Here is a 25,062-nt window from a genome sequence, read left to right on the forward strand (position 1 = left end):
GCCACCGCCCGCGGGGGGGGTGGCCATCCGGGCCGGCATGTTCGAGTCAGGACTCGACGATCTTGCGTACGTTCTCGACGGAACCGCACCCGGCCTTCAGCTGACGCTCACGCTCCTGCCAGAACGCCAGGCCGAGCTCCTCGCGGCGCTCCATCGCCACGTTCTCCCGCGCGCCGTTGAGGATGGTGCGCTCCTCCTCGTCGGCGTGGTGGGTGACGGCCTGCACCAGCTCCTCGAGCTTCGAGTCCCACTCCTCGGAGCCGACCTCCTCGACCTCGAGGAGCTCCAGGAGGGCCTCGTTGCCCTCGTCGTGCTCGTGCTCGCCGTGCTCGACCTCTTCGTCGTCGATGTTCTTGTACCGCTTGAGCGCCGGGTAGACCCTGGCCTCCTCGGCCTGCGCGTGCGCGATCAGCAGGTCCGCGAACTCCCGCAACGCACCCGCCCGGTCGTCCTCGACGCTCCGCATCCGACGGAAGAGGTCTTCCATGCGACGGTGGTCCTGAAGAATGAGTTCTACGACGTCTTTCGTGTCGGCCATGGAAATGGAACGCCTTTCCCGGGAGAGCATCGGACCACTTTCCTTTACCCCATTCCTGACGTTTCGCTCGCCGAAGGCGGCGTGTGGTCTACCAGCGATACCAGCGGCCCTTTCGGCCACCACTGTCCGCGGTGCGCAGCACAAAGCCGAGCAGCCACAGGACCAGCACGATCACCGCGATCCACCACAGGGCTTTCAGCGCGAAGCCCGCACCGAAAAGGACCAGGGCCAGCAGCAGGACGAGAAGCAGGGGAACCATGGTTATCAACCTCCGTTCCTCCGGTTGCCCCGGCTGCAAGCGAACACACAGTCGAATCTTCGTGTTTCTTCACTAGGAGCAGGGGCACTCGGACGCTTTGACCGGGCGGAACACGGCTCCGGCCCCGCGCGCGGGCGACGGAGCCGAGCTGTGGCGGTCGTGCCCGCCTCCTACGGCTCTGTGCGGTCTCCAGCAGGTCCACGGCCGGCACATCGAGGCCTCCTGCACCGGCGCGGGACGTACGCGGAGCCGGCTGCGCGACCCGCACGCCTACGGGGAGGCGTCCATGCTCCCGCCCGGACAGCACACGGAGTTGCTGCCCGCCGCCCCCTCGGCCGAGGGCCGTCACACTTCCCCGGCGACCACACGACCGTCGAGCCGCCCCGGACCGAAGGAACCCTGGAGCCCGCCGGGCGGGCCGCCCTGGAGATCCGCACGTCGCAGGGGGCGCACACGTCGCAGGGGGCGCTGAACCGCCACGCATGCAATGGCCCTGGCGCCCCGGCGCCGGAGCCGTACCTGTCTCGCGGTGCGGGTTCGCGGCCGCGCGGTCGTCCCGGTGACCACAAAGACCAGAACCTCCGTTGGTTCCGCAAGGGAGACAGGCCACTGCGGCCCGGGCACCATGTGGCGCACATCACCCTCCCCCACAGGGCCTTTCCCTACCCGCATCGACGTACCGACAGGTGGTGGCACTCGTGCGCCTGCGCACCCCCCTGGCCCTGCTCGGGGCCGCCGTGCTCGTGCTCGCCGGACCGCCGCTGCTGACCACCGGCAGCGGCTCCGAGACCGGCACACAGATCCCGGGCCTGCGTTTCATGGTCCCCAACACGCCCGGCGGCGGCTACGACATCACGGCCCGGACGGCAGCGAAGAACGCCGAGGACGCCGGACTCACGCACAACATCGAGGTGTTCAACCTGCCCGGCGCCGGCGGCACGGTCGGTCTGAGCCGGCTGGTGAGCGAGCACGGCAACGGCAAGCTCGCCATGTCCATGGGCCTCGGGGTCGTGGGCGCCGTCCGCTCCAACGACGCGCCGAAGACGCTCGGAGACACCACACCGATCGCCCGGCTCACCGAGGAGCAGGACGTGGTCGTCGTGGCGAAGAACTCGCCGTACCAGACGATCGACGACCTGATCGGCGCCTGGAAGGAGAACCCCGGCAAGCTCCCCGTGGGCGGCGGCTCGTCGCCCGGCGGGCCCGACCACCTCGCGCCGATGCTGATGGCGCGGGCCGCCGGGATCTCCCCGAAGCAGGTCAACTACATCCCCTTCGACGGCGGCGGCGAGCTCCTCGCCTCGATCCTCGGCAACAAGGTCGCCTTCGGTGTCTCCGGGGTCGGCGAGTACCTGGACCAGATCAAGGCGGGCGAGCTGCGTCTCCTCGCGGTCACCGGCCCGGAGCGCGTCGAGGGCCTGGACGGGCCCACGCTGAAGGAGGCGGGCTACGACGTGAACTTCACCAACTGGCGCGGCATCGTCGCCCCGCCCGGCCTGAACGACGGGGAGCGCGACAAGCTCGTGAAGCTGATCGAGGAGCTCCACGACTCGGACGAGTGGCGCACGTCCCTGCGGCAGAACGGCTGGGACGACGCCTTCCTCACCGGTGAGGAGTTCGGCGCGTTCCTCGACGCCGAGGACAAGCGGGTGGTTTCGGTGCTGAAGGAGCTGGGACTGTGACGACGCAGACCGACATTCCCCCCGCCGAGCGTGACGAGCGGCGCTCGTGGCTGCGGGAGCACTCCGAACTCGGAGTGTGCGTACTGCTGCTGATGCTGGGCGTCCTCGTCCTGACGGACGCGCTCACCATGGACGTCGACATAGCCCAGCGCGGCCCGGTCGGCCCGAAGACCGTGCCGGTCGTCGTCGGTGCCGGTCTGCTGGTGATCGCCGCGCTCCTCGCCGTGGACGTGCTGCGCGGTGGCCGGGGCCAGGCCGAGGGCGGTGAGGACATCGACCTGTCCGAGCCCGCCGACTGGCGCACGGTGCTGCTGCTCTCCGGGGTGTTCCTCGGCGCGGCCGTCCTGATCGAGCCGGCCGGTTTCCCCGTCGCGGGTGCGCTGCTCTTCTGGGGCGCGGCGTTCGCGCTCGGCAGCCGCCGGATCGACCGTGACCCGCTTCTCGCGGCCGGGCTCTCCCTCGTCACCTACACCCTCTTCAACAACCTGCTCGGAGTGCCCCTGCCCGGCGGTCCGCTGATGGGAGTGCTGTGACATGGATTCCTTCAACTCCCTTCTGGACGGCTTCGGTACGGCCCTCACGCCGATCAATCTCCTCTGGGCCGTCATCGGTGTGCTGCTCGGCACGGCGATCGGCGTACTGCCGGGCATCGGCCCGGCGATGGCGGTGGCGCTGCTGCTGCCGGTGACGTACGGCCTCGACCCGATCGGCGCGTTCATCATGTTCGCCGGCATCTACTACGGCGCGATGTTCGGCGGTTCGACCACCTCCATCCTGCTCAACACCCCGGGTGAGAGCGCGGCGGTGGTGGCGGCCATGGAGGGCAACCCCATGGCCAAGTCCGGGCGCGGCGCGCAGGCCCTGGCGGCGGCCGCGATCGGTCACTTCACGGGCGGCCTGATCGGCACGCTCCTTCTCGTGGCGCTCGCACCGACGGTCGCCAAGCTGGCCGTGGACATCGGGGCGCCGGACTACTTCGCCATCATGGTCCTAGCGTTCATCGCGGTGACCTCGGTGCTCGGCTCGTCGCGCATCCGGGGCCTCGCCTCCCTGCTGATCGGACTCACTCTTGGCCTGGTGGGCCTGGACCAGATGACCGGCCAGCAGCGCCTGACGTTCGGCTCACTCCAACTGGCCGACGGCATCGACGTGGTGATCGTCGCGGTCGGGCTCTTCGCGATCGGCGAGGCCCTGTGGGTCGCCGCGCACCTGCGGCGCAGACCGCCGGAGCCGATCCCGGTCGGGCGGCCGTGGCTGGGGCGCGCGGAGGTGAACCGGACCTGGAAGTCATGGCTGCGCGGCCCGTTCATCGGCTTCCCGTTCGGCGCGATCCCGGCAGGCGGCGCGGAGATCCCCACCTTCCTGTCGTACGTGACGGAGAAGCGCCTGTCGAAGCACAAGGACGAGTGGGGCAACGGCGCCATCGAGGGGGTCGCGGGCCCGGAGTCGGCGGCGTCGGCCTCGGCGGCGGGCACCCTGGTGTCGATGCTGACCCTGGGCCTGCCGACCACGGCGGTCGCGGCCGTGATGCTGGCCGCCTTCCAGCAGTACGGCATCCAGCCGGGCCCGCTGCTCTTCGAGCGCGAACCCGACCTGGTGTGGGGCCTGATCGCCTCGCTGTTCGTCGGCATGGTGCTGCTGCTCGCGCTGAACCTGCCGCTGGCGCCGGTGTGGGCCAAGCTGCTGCGCATCCCGCGGCCGTACCTGTACGCCGGGATCATGTTCTTCGCGGCGGTCGGCGCGTACGCGGTCGGCGGTGAGGTGATCGACCTGGTGATCCTGCTGATCATCGGCCTGATCGGCTTCGGCATGCGCCGCTACGGGCTGCCCGTGCTGCCCGCGGTGATCGGGGTGATCCTCGGCCCGAACGCCGAGCAGCAGTTGCGGCGCTCCCTGCAGATCAGCGACGGAAGCGTGACCGGTCTGGTCAACACGCCGTTCGCGGTGACCGTGTACGCGGTGATCGTGCTGCTGCTGGTGTGGCCGCTGCTGAGGAAGGCGGTGACGCGGAGCCGCTCCGCGGCCTGACCCGGTCGTCACGGCACCTGCTCCAGGGTGCCGTCCGGGAAGCGGATCTCCACCTCGCCGGTCGCGGCGACACGTACGCGCGTTCCTGAAACTCGCGCGCACGGGTCGCCGTTCACGTCCGGGTCGGCGCTGAGCACGACGAGGGTCACCAGGAGGTGGGTGCCGCCCGGGTGGGCGGGCAAGGTGAGGCAGGGGGTCGCCGAGTGGTGGCCGCAGGCGTTGGTGCCGACCGCGTGGGCCACCGCCGCCGCGGCGTCCTGCCACCCGTGCAGTCCCACGATCGTGCTGGTCAGCCCATCCGCGCGCCGGGCCAACGCCCGGCCCGGGCCGGTCCGCCCGGCCGGGGGCACGGTGTCGTCGGCGACGGCCCAGCCGCCCTCGCGTACGGGTGTGCCGGGCGGCGCGTCGACGCGGTGCACACGCACCTCCCACGCGCCGTGGACCACGCTGACCGTCTCGATGCGATGCCCGTCGCCGCTGCCCGGGAGCACGGCCCGGTGCCAGGAGGCGGCACGAGCGCCTTCGGCTCCCAGAGGGTGGATCCGGCCGCGCGGGGTGGGTGTGCCGTCGGGGGCGAGCAGCGCGATGTGGTTGTCGGGGCCGGTGTGCGGGGCCGGTGGTGTCTCGGGGGCCGTGGCGCTGGAGTAGGCGAGCCGGGCGTAGTGCGGGCTGTCGTCCGACGCCGCGGGCGGGGGTGGCAGGCGGTCGCTGCCGTGGTTGACGAGTCGTACGAGCCCGTCGGCCGCGGTGGAGTGCAGCAGCCAGCCCGGGGCGGGGAGCGCGCGGCGGACGTCGCCCGTCTCGGCCGGGCCGGGTTCCTCGCAGGCGGTCCACACGGGGTGGCCGGCGGGCAGGAGCAGGCCGAGGAAGGCCTTGCTCGCCCAGTACGGGGACGCGGGGCCGGAGTACCGCTGGGTGGCGGGAGGAAAGGGCCGGTACCAGCCGAGCGTGAGCAGCCCCCGTTCGTCGGGCACGCCCCGCTCGGCGAAGTGCTTCAGCGCCCCCGAGGCCAGGCGGCGGGTGCGGCCCGGCGGCAGCGGGGTGGCGTCGGCGAGCGCACCCGCCCACAGGGGCGCCGTCGTACCGAACCGGTAGGTGAGGGACCGGCCTTGGTGGACGGGAGCACCGTCGGCGCCGAAGAAGTGCTGGTGGTCGTGGAGGAACGAGCGCAGGCGCGCCCGGTGCTCCGCCACCAGCCCGGGGTCGGCGCGCGGCCCCGCGATCCGGGCCCACAGCACCGGGTACAGGTGCAGGGCCCAGGCGTTGTAGTAGTCGAACTTGCGGCCGTCGCCGTCGGTGTACCAGCCGTCGCCGCGGTACCAGTCCTCCAGGCGGGCGAGCCCGGCGTCGATCTCCCGGCGTTCGTGCGGGGCTCCGACGGAGGCGAGGAACTCCTCGGTGATGACCTGGAAAAGTCGCCAGTTGGAGTCGTTGACGACCGCTCCGACGAAGCCGCCCAGCCAGTCGGCGATCCGTTGCCGTACGCGGTCGTCGAGCCGGTCCCAGATCCAGCGACGGGTCTCGTGCAGGGCGATCGCGACCGACGCCGCCTCGACCATGGGCTGGCCGCGGTCGGTGATGGGTGGCCAGTGGTCGGGGCTGTGCGGGTCGGTGCCGGACGCGAGCCCGGCGGCGTACCGCTCGATCAGGCCGGGTGTCTCGCGCCCGCCCGAGCCGGCGATGCGGAACGCGGCCAGCAGGAAAGAACGGGCGAAGCCCTCCAGGCCGTCCGACCAGGGGCCGGAGTGGCTGGGGGGCCCGGGGAGCCGGTACTGGGCCAGGCCCGGGGAGGCGTAGGGCGTCAGGGCGTCGAGGAGTCGGTCGGCGACGGCCTCCCAGTGGGCGCGGGTCCAGCCGGTGACGGGCGAGGTCAGCGAGTCCACGGGGGGCAGACGGGGCAGGTTGGGAAGGTGCGTCGGGTCGGGGAGCGACACGTGCGGCGCGCTCATACGGGTGCGGTTCCTCCGTTGGTCACAGGGCACGCCCGGGCGGAGGCGGGCCGACGCTGTCGCGGACGACGATGTGGGTGCCGAGCAGGTGGTGGGCCCCGGCGGCGTGCTCGGGGTCGCGCAGGGCGATGCGCACGGCGGCGCGTCCCAGTTCCTCGGCGGGGGTGCGGACGGTGGTGAGGGGCGGGTTGAAGTCCTCGGCGAGGGGGATGTCGTTGTAGCCGACGACGGAGATGTCACCGGGGACGCTCAGCCCGGCGTCGGCGATGGCGCGCAGGGCGCCGGCGGCGACCATGTCGTCCCCGGCGAAGACGGCGGTGAACTCCCGTGTCTTCTTCAGCAGTCCGGTCATGGCGCGGTGGCCGGCGGCGCGGCCGAGTCCGCAGTCGACGACCTGCGCGGCCTCCGGCGGCAGCCCGTGCTCGGCGAGGGCGGCCCGGTAGCCGGCGACGCGGGCGTCGAGGGCGGTGTTGCCGGGCAGCCCGCCGAGGAAGACGATCCCGCGGTGCCCGGCCGACAGCAGATGACCGGTGACGGCGCGGGCTCCGGCCTCGTTGTCGAACTCCACGACCAACGCGGGGATTTCGGGTCCCGGCGCGGGCCGGCCGCAGAGCACGAGGCGGGCGCCGGAGGAGTCGAGGGCGTGGGCGTAGTGGGCGACGCGCTCGCGGTAGGCGTCGTCCTCGACGACCCCGCCGACCAGGATCACCAGCCGGGCCCCTTCCTCCCGCATGAGCTGCACGAACTCCAACTCGCGCTGTGCGTCGCCGCCGGTGGCGCCGACCACGCAGAGCCAGCCGCGGTCGGCGGCCTCCGCCTCCACACCCTCGGCGACCTGCGCGTAGAAGGGGCTGGTGACCTGGCGGACCACGACGGCCGCCATCTTGCGACCGCCGCCGACCAGGGCGCGGGCGTGCGCGTTGGCCACGTAGTCGAGGTCGCGGGCCGCGCGCAGGACCCGGGCCCGGGTCGCGGCGGGCACCGGGTGGTTGCCGCTGAGGGCGCGAGAGGCGGTCGCCGTGGACACGCCCGCCCGGTCGGCGACGTCGCGGATCGTGACCCGCCCCTTGGTCCCCATGTCGTTCCCCATCCCCCGCGTCTCCTCTTCCGCCCACCGCTGTTCAGGCGTTGGCCGCGTAGTCCTTCGCGTACTCGTCGGCCATTCTGTCGCCGCCCCGGCTCCGCCACTTCTGCACCGCCGCGTCCCACTCCGTCAACGGCAGCCGCCCGGCGATGATCCCGGTGACGGTGTCGTCGAGGAACGTCTTCAGGGTGGCGCCGTGGGAGTTGTTCGTCGCGGACTGCAGCCCGAAGGAGGCGTCGCGGATGGCGTGCGGTACGACCTTCCGCTGCCAGGTGTGCAGCGCCCGCGCGGCGTCGGGCATGCCGGGCAGGAACAGCACCTGGGGGCCTTCGGCGAGGTACTTCAGCGGCAGGTTGGTGTTGTTCTCGACCTCGCCGAGCTTGGTGAGCTCGGGCGAGCCGTCCTTGCCGCGGGTGAAGTGGACGCCCTCGACGCCGTAGTGGACGAGCTCCCATTCCCGGCTGCCGAAGGGCGCGGCGAGGTAGTCGAGGACGCGCAGCAGCAACTGGACGCGTTCCTTCTTCGCCTTCTTCAGCACGGTGTAACCGAAGGAGCGGCGTGCGGCGACGATGCCGCCGGGCTCGCCGCCGACGCCGTACGGGAGGGCGGCAGCGGGGTTCATCTTGCCTTTGGACTCCCGGTACTTGGGCAGGTAGGCGCCGAACCCGTCCTGCATCGAGCCGACGGTGCCGTTGTAGTAGAGGGTCGTCAGGTCGATCTGGGAGATGGAGGTGGCGTCGGGGTGGTAGGAGCCGTTCTTGCGCAGCTGCGTCTGGAAGGCGATCGAGGCCTTGTAGCGTTCGTCGGCGGCCGCCGTCAGGAAGGTGCCGTCCTTGGTGACGGCCCAGCGCTGGGGGGCGTTGTGGGCGGCGGAGTGGAAGCCGTTGCCGAAGAGGGACCCGTTGGCGGCGCCGAGCATGTACGTCCTGCCGTGCGTGCCACGCCGGGCCACTGCGGTGAAGTCCTCGGCGCTCCAGCCAACCTTCATCCCCGAGTCGGCGAACATGTCCTGGTTGATCCACAGCGTCGAGCCGGGCAGCGGGCGTTCCAGCGGGACACCGTAGAGGCGTCCGCCGATACGGCCCATGTCGCGCCAGGCGTGGGTGGGGATGTTGGCGAGGTTGGGGTAGTCGGCGATCGCGTCGCCGGACAGGTACGGCGTGAGGTCCTGGGCGCGTCGCTGCACGAACTGCGCCTCCCGGGGCAGCGTGAAGCCGGCGAACATGTTGATGATGTCCGGCAGGGCGTCGGCATCACCCGCCATGACCGTGGCCATCTTCTTCTGGTAGTCGGCCTGGGAGATGATCGTGTACTCGATCGTCACGCCGAGGGCCTTCTCGACGGCCGCCCAGAAGCGGTTGGCGGAGGCGGGCTTGGGCGGCGTGCCGAAGGAGACGGTCATGACGCGGACGGTGGAGCCGTCGCCGGGGGTGCGGGAGACCGACGTGACCAGGTCGGACGGGTAGGAGGTGTAACCGGCCTGGACTCCCTCGCCGGTGGGGGCGAGGTCGGGCTCCGGGCCCGCCGCGGGCCTGTACGCCGGCCACGGCGCGAGCTTCTTCCCGGCGTTGGAGACGTCGCCGTCGCCGGAGCCCGAGGAGCAGGCGGTCAGCAGACCGGGGGCGGAGACGGCGGCACCGCCCACCGCCATGGAGCGCAGAAGGGTGCGTCGGGACATGCGGGGCATGGGTGAACCACCTCGTGTCAGCTCTTGATGGCGCCGGTGAGCACGCCTTTGGTGAAGTACTTCTGCAGGAAGGGGTAGACCAGCAGGATCGGCACGGTGGCGATCACGAGCACCGCCATCTGCACGGTCTGCGGGGCGGTGACGGTGGCCTCTCCGGTGGTCGCGTCGGTGAGCCCGGCCCCGGCCACCACATAGGTGCGCAGCACCTGCTGGAGCGGCCAGTGGTCGCTCTCCAGGTACAGCGAGGCGTAGAACCAGGAGTTCCAGTAGGCCACGGCGTAGAACAGGCCGACGACGGCGAGCGCGGCCTTGGACAGCGGCAGCACCACCGACACCAGCACCCGCCAGTCCCCTGCCCCGTCCAGCCGGGCGGCCTCGTAGAGCTCCTCGGGGACCGACTGGAAGAAGCCGCGCAGGACGACCAGGTTGAACACGTTGACCAGGACGGGCAGGACGAGTGAGGCGTAGGAGTCGAGCAGGCCGAGTTCCTTGACGAGCAGGAAGCCCGGGATCATGCCGGGCGGGAAGAGGAACGTGAACAGCACCAGCAGCAGCACGGGTTTGCCACCGAGGACGCCCGGGCGGGACAGCGCGTAGGCCAGGGTCACCGTGCAGGCGAGGCTGAGCAGGGTGCCCGCGATGGTCACGCCGGCGCTGACGCCGAGAGCGTGGGTGACGATGCCGCCGTCGAAGATGTCGCGGTATGCGTCGAGCGTGGGCTCGCTGGGCCACAGCACCCAGCCGCCGTTGTCGACGACCTCTCGGGTGGAGGCCAGTGACGTCGAGACGATCACCAGGAACGGCACGCACACCAGCAGCACGACCGTGGCCAGGGCGAGGACCTTGGCGGCCTGGGTGAGCGGCCGGGGCTTCTCCATCCAGGCGGGCCGGGCGGACGCGCTCACCGGTAGACCCCCTGTTCGCCGAGGCGGTGGGCGACCTTGTTGGCCGCGTAGACGAGGAGGGCGCCGACGAGCCCCTTGAACAGGCCGGCCGCCGCCGCGAACCCGTAGTCGCCGCCGACGATGCCCTGGTGGTAGACGAAGGTGTCGATGACCTCGGCGGCCTGGGGGCCGACCGCGTCGCGCTGCAGCAGCATCTGCTCGAAGCCGACGGAGAGGATGTCGCCGAGCCGCATGATGAGCAGCAGCACGACCACCGGGCGGACGGCGGGCAGCGTGACGTGCCAGAAGCGCCGCCAGGGCCCGGCGCCGTCGATGGCGGCCGCCTCGTACTGCTGCTCGTCGACCTGGGCCAGGGCGGCGAGGAAGATGATCGTGCCCCAGCCGGCGTCCTTCCAGATGACCTGGGCGACGACGAGCGGCTTGAAGGCGTCCGGGTCGCCGATGATGTCGACGGTGTGCAGACCGGCCCCGCTCAGGCCGCTGTTGAGCAGGCCGGTGTCGCCGAGCACCTGCTGGAACAGCGCGACGACGATCACCCACGAGATGAAGTGCGGCAGATACGCCACCGACTGCACGAACCGGCGTACCGAGCTCCAGGTGAGGGTGTGCAGCAGCAGGGCGAGCCCGAGCGGCACCGGGAAGTAGAAGACCAGTTGGAGGACCGCGATCCAGAGGGTGTTGAGGACCGCGTCCCAGAAGGCGCCGTCCTCGAACATGCGCCGGAAGTTGCCGAACCCCACCCAGGGGCTGCCCCACAGGCCGTCGAACGGCACGTACTCCTTGAACGCGATGACGTTTCCGACGAGGGCGCCGTAGTGGAACAGCAGGAAGTAGGCGACGCCGGGGAGCATGAGCAGGAACAGCGTCCGGCTCCTGCGGTTCTGAAAACCTTTACGCTGATGCTGCACCCCTCCGGACGGGCGGTGACTGGAACTCACCCCCTGTTCACCTGGTCGTTCCCGTAAGCCAGTTGCCACGGTTCCCCCTCACTTCGGCGTGTCCGGTGAGGGGAAGCTAAAACGCTTTCAGTACGTGGTCAACACTTCTGGCACGGACGGGACTTCGGGACGGGCCTTGTGCGTCAGGCCGAGAGCGGCACGCTGCCCAGCCGGTCGGAGGAGTCCGGCACACCGGGCAGGGCGAAAAGCAGCCGCCGCCGGCCGGGGAGACGCAGTCGACGACAGGCTCGTCGATCAGCCGGGTCCGCGTGGCCTCGAACTGGCGGCACTCGTCCTGCCGGCAGCATCGGAAGACCAGCACCGTGTCGAGTTTGCCGACCCTGCCGGCGCCCCGGTCGTGGTTGCGATCCCACCGCAGGGTAGGGGTGGTGACGGCTCTCGGAGCCGGGGGTCGGCGAGCCCGATGTGCGCGTCGAGCGGGATCGCCGTGCCGTGCGGGTCCTTGGCCGGGCAGTGCGAGCGCGCGCCGGACGCGAACGCCTCGCCGGGGGCGTACCGGGTGATCGTCGCCACCCGCTTCCGCCCCGTGGACATGGCCCTCACACCACCACACCTCTTGACGCGTCAATGACAACAGTGGCTTGATGAGGTGGGAGCGCTCCCACCTCATCCATGGGAAGGGACCACCATGCACAGAACCCCCCACTCGTCCCCGCACTTACGGGCCGTATCCGTCCTCGGACTCCTGGCCGCCCTGCTCCTCCCCCTCGGCATCGCGTCGGCACCCCCCGCGTCGGCCGCGCCCGCGGCGGACCCGGTGCGTGTCATGCCGCTCGGCGACTCGATCACCGGCTCACCGGGCTGCTGGCGGGCCGTGCTGTGGAACCGGCTGGTCAACAGCGGATACCAGGACATCGACTTCGTCGGCACCCTCCCCCCACAGGGCTGCGGACAGGCGCACGACGGGGACAACGAGGGCCACGGCGGCGAACTGGCCACCAACGTGGCGGACCAGAACCTGCTGCCCGGAAGGCTGGCCTCCACCCGCCCGGACATCGTTGTCATGCACTTCGGCACGAACGACGTCTGGAGCAGCATCGCCCCCGACCGCATCCTCGCCGCCTACACCAAGCTCGTGGCGCAGATGAGGGCCTCGAATCCGGACATGCGGATCCTCGTGGCGCAGCTCATCCCCATGAACCCGAGCAGTTGCGCGGCCTGTGCGCAGCGGGTCACCGACTTCAACGCGCGGATTCCCGGCTGGGCCCGGGCGACCGGCACCGACCGCTCCCCCGTCACCGTGGTCGACCAGTGGACCGGCTTCAGCACGGCCACCGACACCTACGACGGCGTGCACCCCAACGCCTCCGGCGACGACAAGATCGCCGCCCGCTGGTTCCCGGCCCTGGCGGCGGCCCTCGACGCCGGCGTTCCGCAGGACCCGGGCGGTCCGGGTGACCCGGGCGAGGACCCCGCCGCCTGCACCGCGCGCTTCCGGGCCGTCTCCTCCTGGCAGGGCGGCTATCAGGGCGAGGTGACGGTGACGAACACCTCGGCCGCAGCCGTCTCGGGCTGGACCGCCACCGTCGTGCCGGCGGACGGCGCGCGTCTCACCCAGCTCTGGAACGGCAGCCTCACCACGGCCGCCGACGGCGCGGCCACCGTCGGGAACGCGGCGTGGAACGGCGCCCTCGCCCCCGGCGCGAGCGCCACGTTCGGCTTCGTCGCCTCCGCCCCGGCAACGGCCGGCACCCCGGCGGCGACCGTCACCTGCGCGGCGAGGGCAACGGCCGGATGACAGCCGTCGCCGGGCCGAAGACGTCCCGGCGACGGGCCCACCCCCGCCGGGCCCCGGAGCAGGACCCCGTTCAGCACGCCGGCGCGACCGACACCGTGCCTCACCCGACCCCCATTCCTGGAGCCGTCATGAGACTCCGCCCCACCCCCACCACACCACGCCCGGCCACCGTTGCCGCCGCCCTCCTCGCCCTGTTGCTGTCCCTCCTCGTTCTCACCCCGCCGGCCCAGGCGGCGCCCACCGGCTTCCGGGTACAGAACGGCCGGCTGCTGGAGGCCAACGGGAACGACTTCGTGATGCGTGGCGTCAACCACGCCCACACCTGGTATCCGACCCGGACCAGCTCCTTGGCCCACATCAAGGCCAAGGGCGCCAACACCGTCCGTGTGGTCCTCTCCAACGGTGACCGCTGGACACGCAACGACACCTCCGACGTGGCGAACGTCGTCTCCCAGTGCAAGCAGAACCGGCTCATCTGCGTCCTCGAAGTCCACGACACCACGGGGTACGGCGAGCAGAGCGGAGCGACGACCCTCTCCCGTGCGGCCGACTACTGGATCAGCGTGCGCAGCGCCCTGGCCGGCCAGGAGGACTACGTCATCGTCAACATCGGCAACGAGCCGTACGGCAACAGCAACTACACGGCGTGGACGGCCGACACCAAGGCTGCCGTCCAGAAGCTGCGCAACGCCGGGTTCGACCACACGCTCATGGTCGACGCACCCAACTGGGGCCAGGACTGGGCGTTCACCATGCGCGACAACGCCGCCTCGGTGTTCGCCTCCGACCCGGACGCCAACACGGTCTTCTCGATCCACATGTACGGCGTCTTCGACACGGCCGCCGAGATCACCGACTACCTGAACCGGTTCGTCACGGCCAAACTCCCCATTGTCGTGGGCGAGTTCGGGCATGACCACTCGGACGGCAACCCCGACGAGGACACCATCCTGGCCGTGGCCCAGCAGCTCCGGCTCGGCTACCTCGGCTGGTCGTGGAGCGGCAACGGCGGCGGGGTCGAGTACCTGGACATGGTCACGAACTTCGACCCCGACCAGCTCACCTCCTGGGGTCAGCGGCTCTTCAACGGCGCGAACGGCATCGCCGCCACCGCCGAGGAGGCCGCGGTCTACGGCTCCGGCGGAGGCGACACCACGCCCCCGACGGCCCCCGGCACCCCGGCCGCCTCCGGTGTGACCTCCTCGTCCGTGACCCTGGCCTGGGCCGCCGCCACGGACGCGACCGGCGTCACCGGCTACGACATCGTGCGGATCAGCGGCGGCACCGAGTCGGCCGTCACCAGCAGCACGCGGACCACCGCCACCCTCACCGGCCTGTCCCCGGCCACCTCTCACACCTTCGCCGTCTACGCCCGCGACGCCGCCGGCAACCGCTCGCCCCGCTCGGGCACGGTGACGGTCACGACCTCTCCCGGCGGCTCACCGTCGGCCTGCGGGGTCGGCTACCGGGTGACGGGCAGCTGGTCCGGCGGCTTCCAGGGCGAGATCGTCCTCCGCAACACCGGCACGTCCGCGATCAACGGCTGGACGCTGCGCTGGACCTTCCCGGACAGCCAGCGCATCACCAACCTGTGGGGCGGTACGGCGACCCAGAGCGGCTCCGAGGTGAGCGTCGCGGCCGCCTCGTACACCGCGACGATTCCCGCGTCGGGCTCGGTGACCCTCGGATTCACGGCCACCCGGTCGGCCGCGAACCCCAGCCCGGAGGCCTTCACCCTGAACGGCGCCGACTGCTCGGTCAGCTGACCGCACCCTCACGCCACGGTGCCGCCGCGCCCGGGCCCGGCGGCACCGTCGTTGATGTGATCCGCGCCACAGCCCCAAAGAAAGCGGTTTGCGCCGCCCCGCAGTGGTCATGCGGCGGGGATGTCGCACCGGCACCCCATCGCCGTATCTCCGGCAAGACGCGCATCCACCCGTCCGGGTTCCCCGAACTCCGCGCAGGAGGCGTGATGAGCGAGGACACCCTGCGCATGCGCGCGGCCGTGACCGGCGGGACGGAACGCAACGCGCCGCCGGTGACGGAACCTGCCGTCCGGCGGGACGCCTTCTTCGACAACGCCAAGTACCTGGCGATCGTCCTGGTGGCGATCGGACACTCCTGGGAGCCGTTGCGGGACGGCAGCCGGGCGGCCTACGCGCTCTACATGGTCGTGTACGCCTTCCACATGCCGGCGTTCATCGTGATCTCCGGCTACTTCTCACGCTCGTTCGACGCGGGCCCGGGGCGGATCAGGCGCCTGTTCACCGGGCTGGCCGTGCCGTACGTCGTCTTCGAGACCGCGTACACGCTGTTCACCCGGTGGACCGACCAGGAGCCGGACCGCCCGGTGAGCCTGCTGGACCCCCTCTACCTGACCTGGTTCCTGGCCGCCCTGTTCATCTGGCGGCTCACCACGCCGGTCTGGCAGCGCGTGCGGTGGCCGCTGCCGACCGCCCTCGTCGTCGCGATGCTGGCGACGCTCTCGCCGTCCATCGGCAACGACCTCGACCTGCAGCGCACACTGCAGTTCCTGCCGTACTTCGTCCTCGGTCTGCTGCTGCGGCCCGAGCACTTCCGCCTGGTGCGGCGCCGTGCGGCACGGATCGTCGCCGTGCCGGTCTTCGCCGGCGCACTGGCCGTGGCCTACTGGGCGGTGCCGCGGATGAGCGGCGCCTGGTTCTACCACCGCGACAGCGCCGAGGAGCTCGCGGCGCCCTCCTGGTACGGGCCCGTCATGACGCTGGTGACCTTCGGCTGCTCGCTGCTCCTGGTCGCCTGTTTCCTCGCCTGGGTGCCCGGCCGCCGCGCCTGGTTCACCGCGCTGGGCGCGGGCACGCTCTACGGCTACCTGCTGCACGGCTTCGTCGCTCAGGGGTCCAAGTACTGGGGCTGGTACGAGCCGGCGTGGGTGCACCGGCCCCTGGGCGAGATCCTCGTGACGGTCGTCGCCGCGGTGCTCGTGACCGCGCTGTGCACCCCGCCGGTGCGGCGGGTGTTCCGCTGGGTCATCGAGCCCGAGATGGCGTGGGCGTTCCGCCGGGACGCACGCGATCAGGCGCGGGAGCGGAACGCCGTACGCGCGTGAGAGGCCGCCCTCACCGCTCCTGGACGAGCCGGATCAGCAGCACACCGGGCGTGCGCGGCACGGACACCGTCAGTCCCTCCCCGTCCCAGACGGCACGGCCCGCCTCCGCCGGCGACGGGTGCAGGACGTCCGCCCGGACGGCCCGGCCCGCCAGATGCCGGACGGGGACGCGGAGTTCCGCCGGTCCGCCGCGCCGCCAGAGGGAGAGGTACGACATGCCGTCGCCGGGGGTCCGCAGCCCCAGGGCCAGCCACTCGTCCGTCCAGCCGGGCAGGCCGAGCGGCCAGAACGGCAGGGCCCGGGCGAGGTCCCCGCGGATCGACTTGTAGACCTCGACGGCGTTCCGGACGAGAGCGAGCTGACCGTCCGACATGCGGTCCAGGTGGCCGGAGAGGTGGATGCGGCCGAGGAGTGCCCCGCCGAGGGTCCAGGCGATCAGGCCGTCGTCGTACCCGGGTTGCGGGTAAGCCCAGACGGCGCCCTGCTCGGGCGGGACGACGGCCGGTGCGGCGGCGGCGATGGGCGGGTAGCTCAGCGGGTCCTGCTGGTCGCTGGTGGACTGCAGCTGGGCCACGGCGAGGGTCGCGCCGTCCATGCGCATACCGCCGGAGGCGCAGTTCTCGACGACGAGGCCGGGGTGGCGGTCCAGGACTCCGGAGAGCCAGTCCAGGTAGGCGTGGGCGTGGCCGAGCAGTCCCGCTCCCGGGGCGAGGTCGCCGGGGGCCTGGGTACCGGGGTCGACGACGATGTTGTAGTCCAGCTTGAGGTAGCCCACCCCCCAGTCTCCGGCGATCCGGTCGACCGTCTTGTCGAGGTGGGCGCGGGCGGCCGGGTGCCGCAGGTCGAGCTGGTGGCGGCCCTGTTCGGTGAGGCGTACGCCGTCGCGCTGGAAGAACGCCTCGGGCGGCAGTTCTGCCGCGACGGGGCTGCGCACGCCGACGACCTCCGGCTCCAGCCACAGCCCGGGCACCATCCCGCGCTCACGGATCCGGTCCAGGACGGCCTGGATGCCGCCCTCGGGGAAGCGGCGCGGCGAGGGCTGCCACGCCCCGACACTGTCCCACCAGCCCCGGGTGTCGTCGTCGTACCAGCCGGAGTCGATGCAGAAGTACTCGGCGCCCGCGTCGGCGGCGGCATCGATCAGCGGCAGCAGCTTGGCCCTGGTCGGGTCGCCCATGAGGGTGTTCATGTAGTCGTTGAAGACGACGGGGAGGGCGGTGTGGTCCGGGTGCGGGCGGCGGATCGCCCGGCGGTAGGAGGTGAGGGCGCCCAGTGCGGCGTCGAGGTCCGTTCCGAGGGCCAGGGCGCCAGGGACGGTGGTGAACTCCTCACCCGGTCCGAGGCTGATCCGCCACTGGTGTTCCGCGTCCGTGGGGCCGTTCAGCGCCAGGTAGGTGCCGTGGGCGCGTTCACCGAGGTCCCAGCGCCAGCCGGCCGGGGACTCGACCTGCCACGCCCAGGCCCGGCCGCCGTCCCGCTCGGTCAGCGCGCCCATGGCCAGATGGCCGTCGGTGGGCCAGCTGCCGCGCCCGGTGAGGGCGAGGGCGGCCCGGCTGTCGTGCTCGTGGACCTCACTGTTGATGTCGGCGACGGAGGCGCGCAGTGGCTCGGCGTACCAACGGCACTCGGCGAGCCAGTCGTTGCGGGCCCGGTGGACGTCGAGGGCGTCCGGGGCGGGCAGGCCGCCGAGCAGCAGGCTGCTGACGGACTGGACGACCAGGGGCGCACGGCCCTCGTTGAACAGCCGGACGCGGGAGCGCAGCACGGGCAGTCCGGTGGGCGAGCTGAGCTCGGCGAACGCCGTCAGCCCGGTGCCCGGGTCGTGGAGTTCGAGGGTCAGCCACTCCCAGCCGTCGCGGCTGCCGGTGCGGTGGCCGCGGTAGGCGAGGCGCGCACCGAAGGCCGTGCCGGTGAAGCGGGGGCCGGACCAGCCGCTGCCGTGGCCGAGGGCGGTGAGCTCCACCAGCGGCAGCGCGGACTGCGGGGAGGCTCGGCGGTCGTCGTCGGGGTGCGCCAGCCGGTCCAGCCGCGCTGTCCCACCGGCGCCGACGGCGAACCGGGCGTCGAGCGCCTCGTGCCCCCAAGTGAACTCGTTCTCAAGCTGGTTGGAGGCCGTGTGCGCCGCATCCGCCGTGCCGCTCAAGGTGCTCCCCCTCCTGGCCCCGCCCCGCTGCCGGGATGCGCAGGTCCGTGAATCCCTCGTGACGGTCTCTTGACGACCCATGTGTGACCGGTCACAATCCTGGCATGAATGTGACCGGTCACACAAGGCGCCCGGCGAGCATCAGGGACGTCGCCACGGCCGCCGGGGTCTCGTACCAGACGGTCTCGCGGGTGATCAACGGCCATCCCAGCGTCCGGCCTTCCACCCGGGAGCGGGTGCTGGCCGCCATCGAGGAGCTGGGCTTCCGGCGCAACGCCACCGCCCTCGCTCTGGCCAGCGGGCGCACCCGTACCGTGACCGTGCTCACCGCGAACACCACCCACTACGGCTACGCCTCGATCCTGCAGGGCATCGAGGAGTCCGCCCGCGCCGCGTCCTACGCCGTGGGGATCGGCGTTCTGGAATCCGCGGAGGACGCTGCCATCGCCGCCGAGGTGCAGCGCGCGGCGGACGCGGGCGGCGGGATCGTCGTGATCGCCTACGATCCCGCCGGTGTGCGGGCGCTGGGAGCCGTGCCCGCCGGGCTGCCCGTCGTGGGCGTGGTCGAGACCCCGGCGAGTCCGCCCGGCGGCGAGAGCCCCTGGGTGTGGACCGACGACCGGGAAGCCGCCTATACGGCGACCCGCCATCTGCTCTCCCTGGGCCATCGGACCGTGCACTACGTCGCCATCCCCTCCAGCACCCGCCGCACCAGTGCCCGCACCAGCGGCTGGCGGCAGGCGCTGAAGGAGGCGGGCGCCCCGGAACCCCGCCCGGTGCAGAGCGGTTGGGGACCGGCGGGCGGTCACGAGGCGGCGCTGAAGCTGGCGCGTGACCCGTCCGCCACCGCGATCCTGTGCGGCAACGACGACCTCGCGCTCGGCGTGCTCCGCGCCCTGCACGAGACGGGCCGCCCGGTGCCGGGCGAGGTCAGTGTGGCCGGGTTCGACGACGCTCCGCACTCCGCCTTCCTCACCCCGTCCCTGACGACCGTACGCCTGGACTTCACCGGCCTCGGCCGGGCCGCGTTCGCCCTGCTGCACGGTGCGCTGGAGGAGTCCGCCCCGGTCGCCCCGCGTCCCGTGTCCGTACCGGAACTGGTGGTGCGGGAGAGCTCGGGGCCGCCTCCCGCCCATTCCTGAACCGCGCCTGTGCGCACCTCGGTTGTGAGCCCGCTTTCTGAACCGAACCGCCCGCTCAGAAAGGCACGAGATGGACAGAAGAGTTCTCCCCGCCCTGGCGCTGATATGTGCCGCCGGCCTGGCCGCCACCGCGTGCAGTGACCCGACGGCCGGGCACTCCGGTTCGGACGACGCCACACAGACGGCGGTGGACCCCACCGCACGGCTGGACGGCGTGAAGCTGACCATGTGGACCGCGCAGAACACGGTCGACGCGCCCGAGCAGGTCATCGACGCCTTCGAGAAGGCCACCGGCGCCGAGGTCGACACGCAGGCGATCCCGGACCTCTACGAGCAGAACGTGCCGACGAAGCTGGCCTCTGGTGACCGCCCCGATCTGATGTTCTGGCAGCCGTCCATCTCCACACTGCCGTTCGTCCAGCCGCAGCAGAACCTGCTCACCCTCGACCGTGAACCATGGGTCTCCAGGCTCGGCGACACCGAGAAGTCCCTCGGCGTCATCGACGGCAAGCGCTACGCGGCGATCGTCACCAGCCCCGCCATGCTCGGCGTGTACTACAACAAGGACGTCTTCCGGCAGGCGGGCATCGACGAGAAGGACTTCCCGACGTCGTACGACGAGTTGCTGGCACTCGGCCACAAGGTTGCCGGCACCACCGATGCGGCAGCCTTCTACGAGGCCGGCGGCGACAAGTGGCCGCTCCAGTGGCAGATGCAGCTCCAGCTCACCGACCTCGGCCCGCAGTGGTGGGCGGACCTGAACGCCAACAAGAAGAAGTGGACCGACCCGGTGGTGGTCGGCGCGATCAAGAAGTACAAGGAGAAGCTGCTCGACGCCGGGCTCGCCCAGAAGAACTACCGGACGGGCACGTTCACCGGGCAGGCCGACGCGCTGTGGAAGGGCGAGGCCGGCATGGTCCTCAACGTCACATCCTTCCAGAGCCAGTTGCAGGCCACGTACTCCACCGCCGAGATCGACAGGAAGATCGGCTGGTTCCCGGTCGCCAACTCCTCGGCCACCGGCCTGTACTCCCCCGACCAGACCAACGGGGTCGTCGCCTTCAAGACGGGTGACGACAAGCGGCAGGACGCGGCCCGGCAGTTCCTCGCCTTCTGGCTCGGCCCGGACTACCCGGACTACATCAAGACGATGAAGATCCCGTCCGTGCAGCCGTCCGTGCCCACACCCGGCGGGCTTCCCGAGACGTCCAGGGCCCAGATCGCGGCCCTGCCCAAGGCGATCGGCGTCTTCCAGGCCAAGGCCATCGTCGCCCCCGACACACACCTGTACCTGGCCGACATGATCTTCGGCAAGAAGAGCCCGCAGCAGGTCGCGCAGGCGATCCAGGACCAGTTCGCGCAGGTGGCCGAGGCCCAGGGCGCGTCCGGGTTCTGACGATGGCGGACACGGTCGTACGTACGCGCAAGCAACCTGCGGCACCGGGCACACCCCAGGGCGTGGGGCGGCTTCCACGCGCCGCCGTGCACCACCCGTGGTGGTTCGCGCTCCCTGCGATCGCCGTCTTCGCGGGCTTCTTCCTGGTGCCCAACCTGCTCAACTTCTATTACCCGTTCACCAACTGGTCCTCGTACCACGCGGACATCGCCTTCACGGGCCTGGACAACTTCAGGACCATCGCCGACGACGGTTCGCTGCTGCGCGCGATCCGCACGACGCTGGTGTACGCGCTGCTGGCGGCCGTGTTCCAGAACGGTTTCGGGCTGGTGCTGGCGCTGCTGCTGGAGGACGACAGCCGCTTCAACCGGTTCTTCCGTGCCGTCTTCTTCCTGCCGGTGCTGATCTCGGCACTGGCGACCGGGTACGTCTTCCAGGCACTGCTCGACCAGGACGGAGCCGTCAACTCCGTCCTGGGCACGGACATCCCGTGGCTGGGCTCGACGACCTGGACGCTGGTGATCGTCACCCTCATCCACGGCTGGAAGTGGATGGGCCTGTCCATGCTGATCTACCTGGCGGGCCTGAAGGGCATCCCCGGCGACCTGCTCGAAGCAGCCCGGCTCGACGGTGCCGGGCCCTGGCGGACGTTCTGGTCGGTGCGCTGGCCGATGCTGGCCCCGGCTCTCACCTTCAACGCCACCACCGCGCTGATCGGCTCGATGAACACCTTCGACATCGTGCAGGCCACGACCGGCGGCGGGCCCGCTGCCTCCACCGAGGTCTTCAACATCTACATGTTCCGGATCTTCGGGCAGGGCCTGTACGCGCAGGCCTCCGCGATGAGTCTCGTGCTCTTCCTGGTCGTGGTCGCCGTGGCGATTCCGCTGGTCGTGGGGCTACGGCGAAGGGAGCAGATGCTATGACCCCGGTGTGGCGCCACGGCCGTCCCGCCCTGGTCCTGCTGCTGGCCGGGCTGGCCGTGGGCGTGCCGCTGTGGCTGGTCGCCGTCACCTCGGCCAAGCCCCAGGCGGAAGCGATCAGGCCGAACCTGGACCCGCCCCGGCACTGGCAGCCCTCCGCCAACTACGCGGACGCCGTCAGCGAGGGCGAGATGCTGCGGGGCTTCCTCAACTCGCTGCTGGTCGTGGTGCCTTCGGTGGTTCTGGTGCTGATCCTGGGCGCGGGCGCCGCCTGGGTCTTCGCGCGCCGGAAGTCGAAGCTGGTCTCGGCGGCGTACGCGCTGTGCATTTCCGGGCTGCTGCTGCCGCCCGCCGTCATCACCATCGTGATGGAGCTGCGGCAACTGGGCCTGGCCGGTACCCGGCCCGGCATGATCGCCGTCTACACCGGCATGTACCTGTCGACTTCGGTCTTCTTCATGACCGGCTTCATCCGCGCCATCCCCCTGGAGCTGGAGGAGGCGGCCCGGATGGACGGGGCGACACCGGCACGGATCTTCTGGCGGATCGTCCTGCCCCTGCTCCGGCCGGTCATCGCCACGGCCACGATCATGGTGATGCTCTACGCCTGGAGCGACATCTTCTACGCGTTCTTCGTCCTCGGCGGCGGAGACCGGGCGACTCTGCCGCTCAACCTCTACCAGGTCGCCAGCGCCCAGCTCTACCTCAACAACTGGCATCTCGTCTTCGCGTACGCCGTGGTGATGAGCCTGCCCATGGTCGCCGTGTTCCTCGTCGGCCAGCGAAAGATCGTGTCCGGAATCACCAGTGGAGCAGTCAAGTGACTGGAGGTCCAGCAGCGTGATCACCCCCACCCGCACAAGATCCCGTACCAGAACCGCCTTGTTCGCAGCACTACTTGGAGCAGCCGCCATGGCAGCCACCCTCCCCGCGGCAGGTCCCGCGGCAGCCGCTGCGGGCCCGCAGCGCCTCACCGTCGACCTCAACGCCTCCGAGGGCCCGGTGATGCTCGGCGCCAACGGCTCCCTGTACGGGCTCAGCGACGACGGGGTGCCCAGTGACGCCGTGATGGAGCCACTGAAGATCACCAGCATCTCGCAGAAGCCGGAGGGCGGCGCCCAGCACCCCAACGGCGACGCGCTCACGGTTTCCACGTCCTTCTTCCGCTCCGGCGGCGGCGAGATCAACGTGATGATGCAGGACATCTACGCGAAGTGGCCGTACGAGGACCTCGGCATCGACGACTACCTGCCCAAGGTCGACAGGATCGTCAAGGAGATATCGGCCGCCCCGAGCAGCGACCGCTTCGTCTACATCCCGTTCAACGAGCCCGACCAGATCTGGTACGAGCTCGGCGTCGAGGACCAGGCGCAGTACGAGAAGAACCGCGACCGGTTCTTCAAGGACTGGAAGACGGTGTACCAGCGCATCCGCGCGATCGACCCGGACGCGCGGATCGCCGGCCCCAACGAGGCCGCGTACCACTCGCGCCTGCTGAAGGACTTCCTCGCCTTCTCCAAGCGGGAGAACGTGGTGCCCCAGGTGATGACCTGGCACGAACTCGGCTCCGGCTCCCTGCGCGACTTCCAGGCTCACTACGACGACTACCGCGAGCTGGAGCGCGAGGCGGGTGTCGCCCCGCTGAAGATCAATATCGACGAGTACGCCAACCGCCGCGACCTGTCCGTGCCCGGGCAGCTCGTGCAGTGGGTGTCGATGTTCGAGCGCAACAAGGTGTACGCCAACATGGCGTACTGGGACGCCGCCGGGAATCTCAGCGGCCATGTGGTGCGCTCCAACATCCCCAACGGCGGCTGGTGGCTGTTCCGCTGGTACGCGGGCATGACCGGGAACACCGTGAAGGTGACGCCGCCGCAGCCGAACACCATCGACACCCTGCAGGGTGTCGCCTCCCTGGACACCTCCCGCCGCCAGGCGCAGGTGCTGCTCGGCGGCTCCGCGGGCGACTCGGACGTGGTCGTGCGCGGCATCCCCCGGTCGGTGTTCGGCCGCACGGTCACCGCCACCGTCGCCGAGGCCGCCTGGTCGGGATACGAGGGGCAGCACGCGGCTCCGCGGGTCCTGGCGCGCACCAAGATGAAGGTCGCGGACGACGGTTCGGCGACGGTCCCGCTGCGCGGCCTGCACAAGATGTCGGCGTACCGGATCGTCCTCACCCCGGGCGGCTCGGGCACCCCGACCGCCGCCTCCGTCCCGTGGTCGGCGTCGTACGAGGCCGAGGACGCGGCCATCACCGACGGCACGGTCTACACACAGGGCACGGTGAGCAACGCCAACGGCTACGCGGCCTCCGGCACCAAGGACGTCGGCTCCCTCAACCAGCCCGGCAGCAAGGTCGCGTTCACGGTGGACGTACCGAAGGACGGTACCTACGATCTGGCGATCCTCTACGGCAACCAGTCCGGCGGCCCCGCCACGCAGAAGCTGTCGGTCGACGGCGCCGAACCGGTGACGGTCACGTACCCCTCCACCGAGAACTGGACCTACCGCGCGAAGAACGACGTCAGCGTCCACCTGAAGGAGGGAGAACATCAGTTGGTGCTCTCCAAGGGCGACGCCGAGGTCACGCTCGACCGGATCGACCTGACGACCCGCACCGGCGCGGCCTCCGCGTCGTACGAGGCCACCCTGGCGGACATCAGCGGCAAGCCGTCGTACGACTACTCGTCCTCGGCGGCCGTGGGGACGGGTGCCCTGGTCCTGCGGCCGGGTGACAAGGCCGTCTTCGACGTCTACGCCCCGCGTGACGGCTACTACACGGTGGCCCCGCGGACCTCGGCGGCCGTGAAGCTCGCCCTGCACGGTGAGACGGTCACGGCGGCGCCCGGCCGTCCACTGCGGCTGTACCTCGTCGCGGGCAACAACCGGGTCACGATGACGTCGGGCCACGCCGCCGTCCGCTCCCTCGACGTCTCCGGCGACGGCTCGGCATCGGGCACCCTCTCCTACGAGGGCGCCTCGGCCACGCTCGGGGGCGGCGCCAGGCTCGTCGACTCCCCGCACGCGTCCGCCGGCTCGTACATCGGCTGGCTGGGCAACAGCCCGTCCAGCACCGCCGAGTTCACGGTCGACGCACCCAGGTCCGGCCGCTATGTGCTGGTCGTCCACTACGCCCACAACGACCGCCGGGACAACGGCCACGCCTACAACACGGACATCATGTCCCGTACGGCGGACATCACGGCAGGGGGCGGCGCGCCTCAGAAGGTCACCTTCAAGAACACCTGGAGCTGGGACGACTACTGGACGGTCGGCGTCCCGGTCGAGCTGGCCGAGGGCGCGAACAAGGTGACGTTCGGCAACGCCGCCGCCTGGGCGCCGAACATCGACCGGATCGAGCTGGGCCGGGTCGTGGGCTGAGACATGCGGTGACGGTCGCGGTTGCGGAGGAACCCGGCAGCGGGACCACGGCCGTACGCAACTGCTGACACCAGGTCAGCGGGCTCTGGTGCCGCAGTCGGCCGTGGAGGCCGACTGCGGCACCGGCGCGTCGGGAGGTGATCGCTTTTCAGCCCTTCCC

Annotated in this window: 19 protein-coding genes and 1 pseudogene; 12 read left to right on the top strand and 8 right to left on the bottom strand. The window is 71.1% G+C overall.

Annotated elements, in window-relative coordinates; all coding sequences use genetic code 11:
* Nucleotides 1-46: 46 nt before the first annotated feature.
* Together ACFU3E_RS31535 and ACFU3E_RS31540 are read right to left on the bottom strand one after the other, a co-directional pair.
* Entirely contained in the window at nt 47-538 is a 492-nt protein-coding gene (locus ACFU3E_RS31535) for a hemerythrin domain-containing protein (protein ID WP_384165914.1), read from the bottom strand.
* Nucleotides 539-626: 88 nt separating this feature from the next.
* Nucleotides 627-797 carry a DUF5670 family protein gene (locus ACFU3E_RS31540; protein ID WP_184567467.1) on the bottom strand — a complete coding sequence of 57 codons (171 nt, stop codon included), beginning with the start codon at nt 795-797 and terminating at the stop codon, nt 627-629.
* 169 nt (nt 798-966) lie between these two features.
* Here ACFU3E_RS31540 and ACFU3E_RS31545 point away from each other — a divergent pair.
* The 4 genes and pseudogenes from ACFU3E_RS31545 to ACFU3E_RS31560 form a co-directional block, all read left to right on the top strand.
* A pseudogene (locus ACFU3E_RS31545) lies at nt 967-1,238 on the top strand (flavin-binding oxidoreductase); the annotation flags it as partial.
* A 257-nt stretch (nt 1,239-1,495) separates the two neighbouring features.
* Nucleotides 1,496-2,479: a Bug family tripartite tricarboxylate transporter substrate binding protein gene (locus tag ACFU3E_RS31550; protein ID WP_384166017.1), complete on the top strand. Its 984-nt coding sequence runs from the start codon at nt 1,496-1,498 to the stop codon at nt 2,477-2,479.
* Entirely contained in the window at nt 2,476-3,012 is a 537-nt protein-coding gene (locus ACFU3E_RS31555; RefSeq protein WP_384165917.1) for a tripartite tricarboxylate transporter TctB family protein, read from the top strand. Before ACFU3E_RS31550 ends, ACFU3E_RS31555 begins: the two co-directional genes overlap by 4 nt.
* A 1-nt stretch (nt 3,013) precedes the next feature.
* Nucleotides 3,014-4,507 carry a tripartite tricarboxylate transporter permease gene (locus tag ACFU3E_RS31560; RefSeq protein WP_384165920.1) on the top strand — a complete coding sequence of 498 codons (1,494 nt, stop codon included), beginning with the start codon at nt 3,014-3,016 and terminating at the stop codon, nt 4,505-4,507.
* An 8-nt stretch (nt 4,508-4,515) separates the two neighbouring features.
* On the opposite strand, the gene ACFU3E_RS31565 is transcribed toward ACFU3E_RS31560, so the two are convergent.
* From ACFU3E_RS31565 to ACFU3E_RS31585, 5 genes are read right to left on the bottom strand one after another with little or no spacing between them, the layout of a single operon-like run.
* The gene (locus ACFU3E_RS31565) at nt 4,516-6,456 is read right to left on the bottom strand and encodes a DUF2264 domain-containing protein (RefSeq protein WP_384165923.1); all 1,941 of its coding nucleotides are present in this window, start codon (nt 6,454-6,456) and stop codon (nt 4,516-4,518) included.
* A gap of 22 nt (nt 6,457-6,478) precedes the next feature.
* Complete coding sequence (locus ACFU3E_RS31570) at nt 6,479-7,534, bottom strand: LacI family DNA-binding transcriptional regulator (protein ID WP_384166020.1); 1,056 nt, start codon at nt 7,532-7,534, stop codon at nt 6,479-6,481.
* A 43-nt stretch (nt 7,535-7,577) separates the two neighbouring features.
* Nucleotides 7,578-9,227, bottom strand: coding sequence for a sugar ABC transporter substrate-binding protein (locus ACFU3E_RS31575; protein WP_384165926.1), 1,650 nt, complete (start codon nt 9,225-9,227; stop codon nt 7,578-7,580).
* Nucleotides 9,228-9,244: 17 nt separating this feature from the next.
* Complete coding sequence (locus ACFU3E_RS31580) at nt 9,245-10,132, bottom strand: carbohydrate ABC transporter permease (protein WP_384165929.1); 888 nt, start codon at nt 10,130-10,132, stop codon at nt 9,245-9,247.
* Nucleotides 10,129-10,983 (bottom strand): ABC transporter permease, encoded by an 855-nt coding sequence (locus tag ACFU3E_RS31585; protein ID WP_384165933.1) that lies wholly within the window; start codon nt 10,981-10,983, stop codon nt 10,129-10,131. The genes ACFU3E_RS31580 and ACFU3E_RS31585 overlap by 4 nt, the downstream gene beginning before the upstream one ends.
* 736 nt (nt 10,984-11,719) lie before the next feature.
* Between ACFU3E_RS31585 and ACFU3E_RS31590 the strand changes: the two genes are divergently transcribed.
* From ACFU3E_RS31590 to ACFU3E_RS31600, 3 genes are all read left to right on the top strand, one after another.
* On the top strand, nt 11,720-12,829 hold the full coding sequence (locus tag ACFU3E_RS31590) for a GDSL-type esterase/lipase family protein (protein WP_384165936.1): 1,110 nt from the start codon (nt 11,720-11,722) through the stop codon (nt 12,827-12,829).
* Nucleotides 12,830-12,957: 128 nt separating this feature from the next.
* Nucleotides 12,958-14,595: a cellulase family glycosylhydrolase gene (locus ACFU3E_RS31595; protein WP_384165938.1), complete on the top strand. Its 1,638-nt coding sequence runs from the start codon at nt 12,958-12,960 to the stop codon at nt 14,593-14,595.
* 206 nt (nt 14,596-14,801) lie between these two features.
* Nucleotides 14,802-15,917, top strand: coding sequence for an acyltransferase family protein (locus ACFU3E_RS31600; RefSeq protein ID WP_384165941.1), 1,116 nt, complete (start codon nt 14,802-14,804; stop codon nt 15,915-15,917).
* 10 nt (nt 15,918-15,927) lie between these two features.
* Here ACFU3E_RS31600 and ACFU3E_RS31605 read toward each other — a convergent pair whose 3' ends face one another.
* Complete coding sequence (locus ACFU3E_RS31605; protein WP_384165944.1) at nt 15,928-18,060, bottom strand: glycoside hydrolase family 36 protein; 2,133 nt, start codon at nt 18,058-18,060, stop codon at nt 15,928-15,930.
* A 104-nt stretch (nt 18,061-18,164) separates the two neighbouring features.
* On the opposite strand from ACFU3E_RS31605, the gene ACFU3E_RS31610 reads away from it, so the two are divergent.
* The 5 genes from ACFU3E_RS31610 to ACFU3E_RS31630 all read left to right on the top strand — a co-directional run bounded on the left by ACFU3E_RS31610 (nt 18,165) and on the right by ACFU3E_RS31630 (nt 24,902).
* Nucleotides 18,165-19,202 carry a LacI family DNA-binding transcriptional regulator gene (locus ACFU3E_RS31610; RefSeq protein WP_384165947.1) on the top strand — a complete coding sequence of 346 codons (1,038 nt, stop codon included), beginning with the start codon at nt 18,165-18,167 and terminating at the stop codon, nt 19,200-19,202.
* A gap of 70 nt (nt 19,203-19,272) precedes the next feature.
* Nucleotides 19,273-20,598 (top strand): ABC transporter substrate-binding protein, encoded by a 1,326-nt coding sequence (locus tag ACFU3E_RS31615; RefSeq protein ID WP_384165950.1) that lies wholly within the window; start codon nt 19,273-19,275, stop codon nt 20,596-20,598.
* A 2-nt stretch (nt 20,599-20,600) separates the two neighbouring features.
* Nucleotides 20,601-21,524, top strand: a complete 924-nt coding sequence (locus ACFU3E_RS31620) for a carbohydrate ABC transporter permease (RefSeq protein WP_384165953.1) — start codon at nt 20,601-20,603, stop codon at nt 21,522-21,524.
* Nucleotides 21,521-22,345 (top strand): carbohydrate ABC transporter permease, encoded by an 825-nt coding sequence (locus tag ACFU3E_RS31625; RefSeq protein ID WP_384165956.1) that lies wholly within the window; start codon nt 21,521-21,523, stop codon nt 22,343-22,345. The genes ACFU3E_RS31620 and ACFU3E_RS31625 overlap by 4 nt, the downstream gene beginning before the upstream one ends.
* Before the next feature lie 88 nt (nt 22,346-22,433).
* The gene (locus ACFU3E_RS31630) at nt 22,434-24,902 is read left to right on the top strand and encodes a carbohydrate-binding protein (protein WP_384165959.1); all 2,469 of its coding nucleotides are present in this window, start codon (nt 22,434-22,436) and stop codon (nt 24,900-24,902) included.
* The last annotated feature ends 160 nt before the right edge of the window (nt 24,903-25,062 follow it).

This window comes from Streptomyces sp. NPDC057424, from assembly GCF_042803315.1.
Lineage (GTDB): Bacteria > Actinomycetota > Actinomycetes > Streptomycetales > Streptomycetaceae > Streptomyces.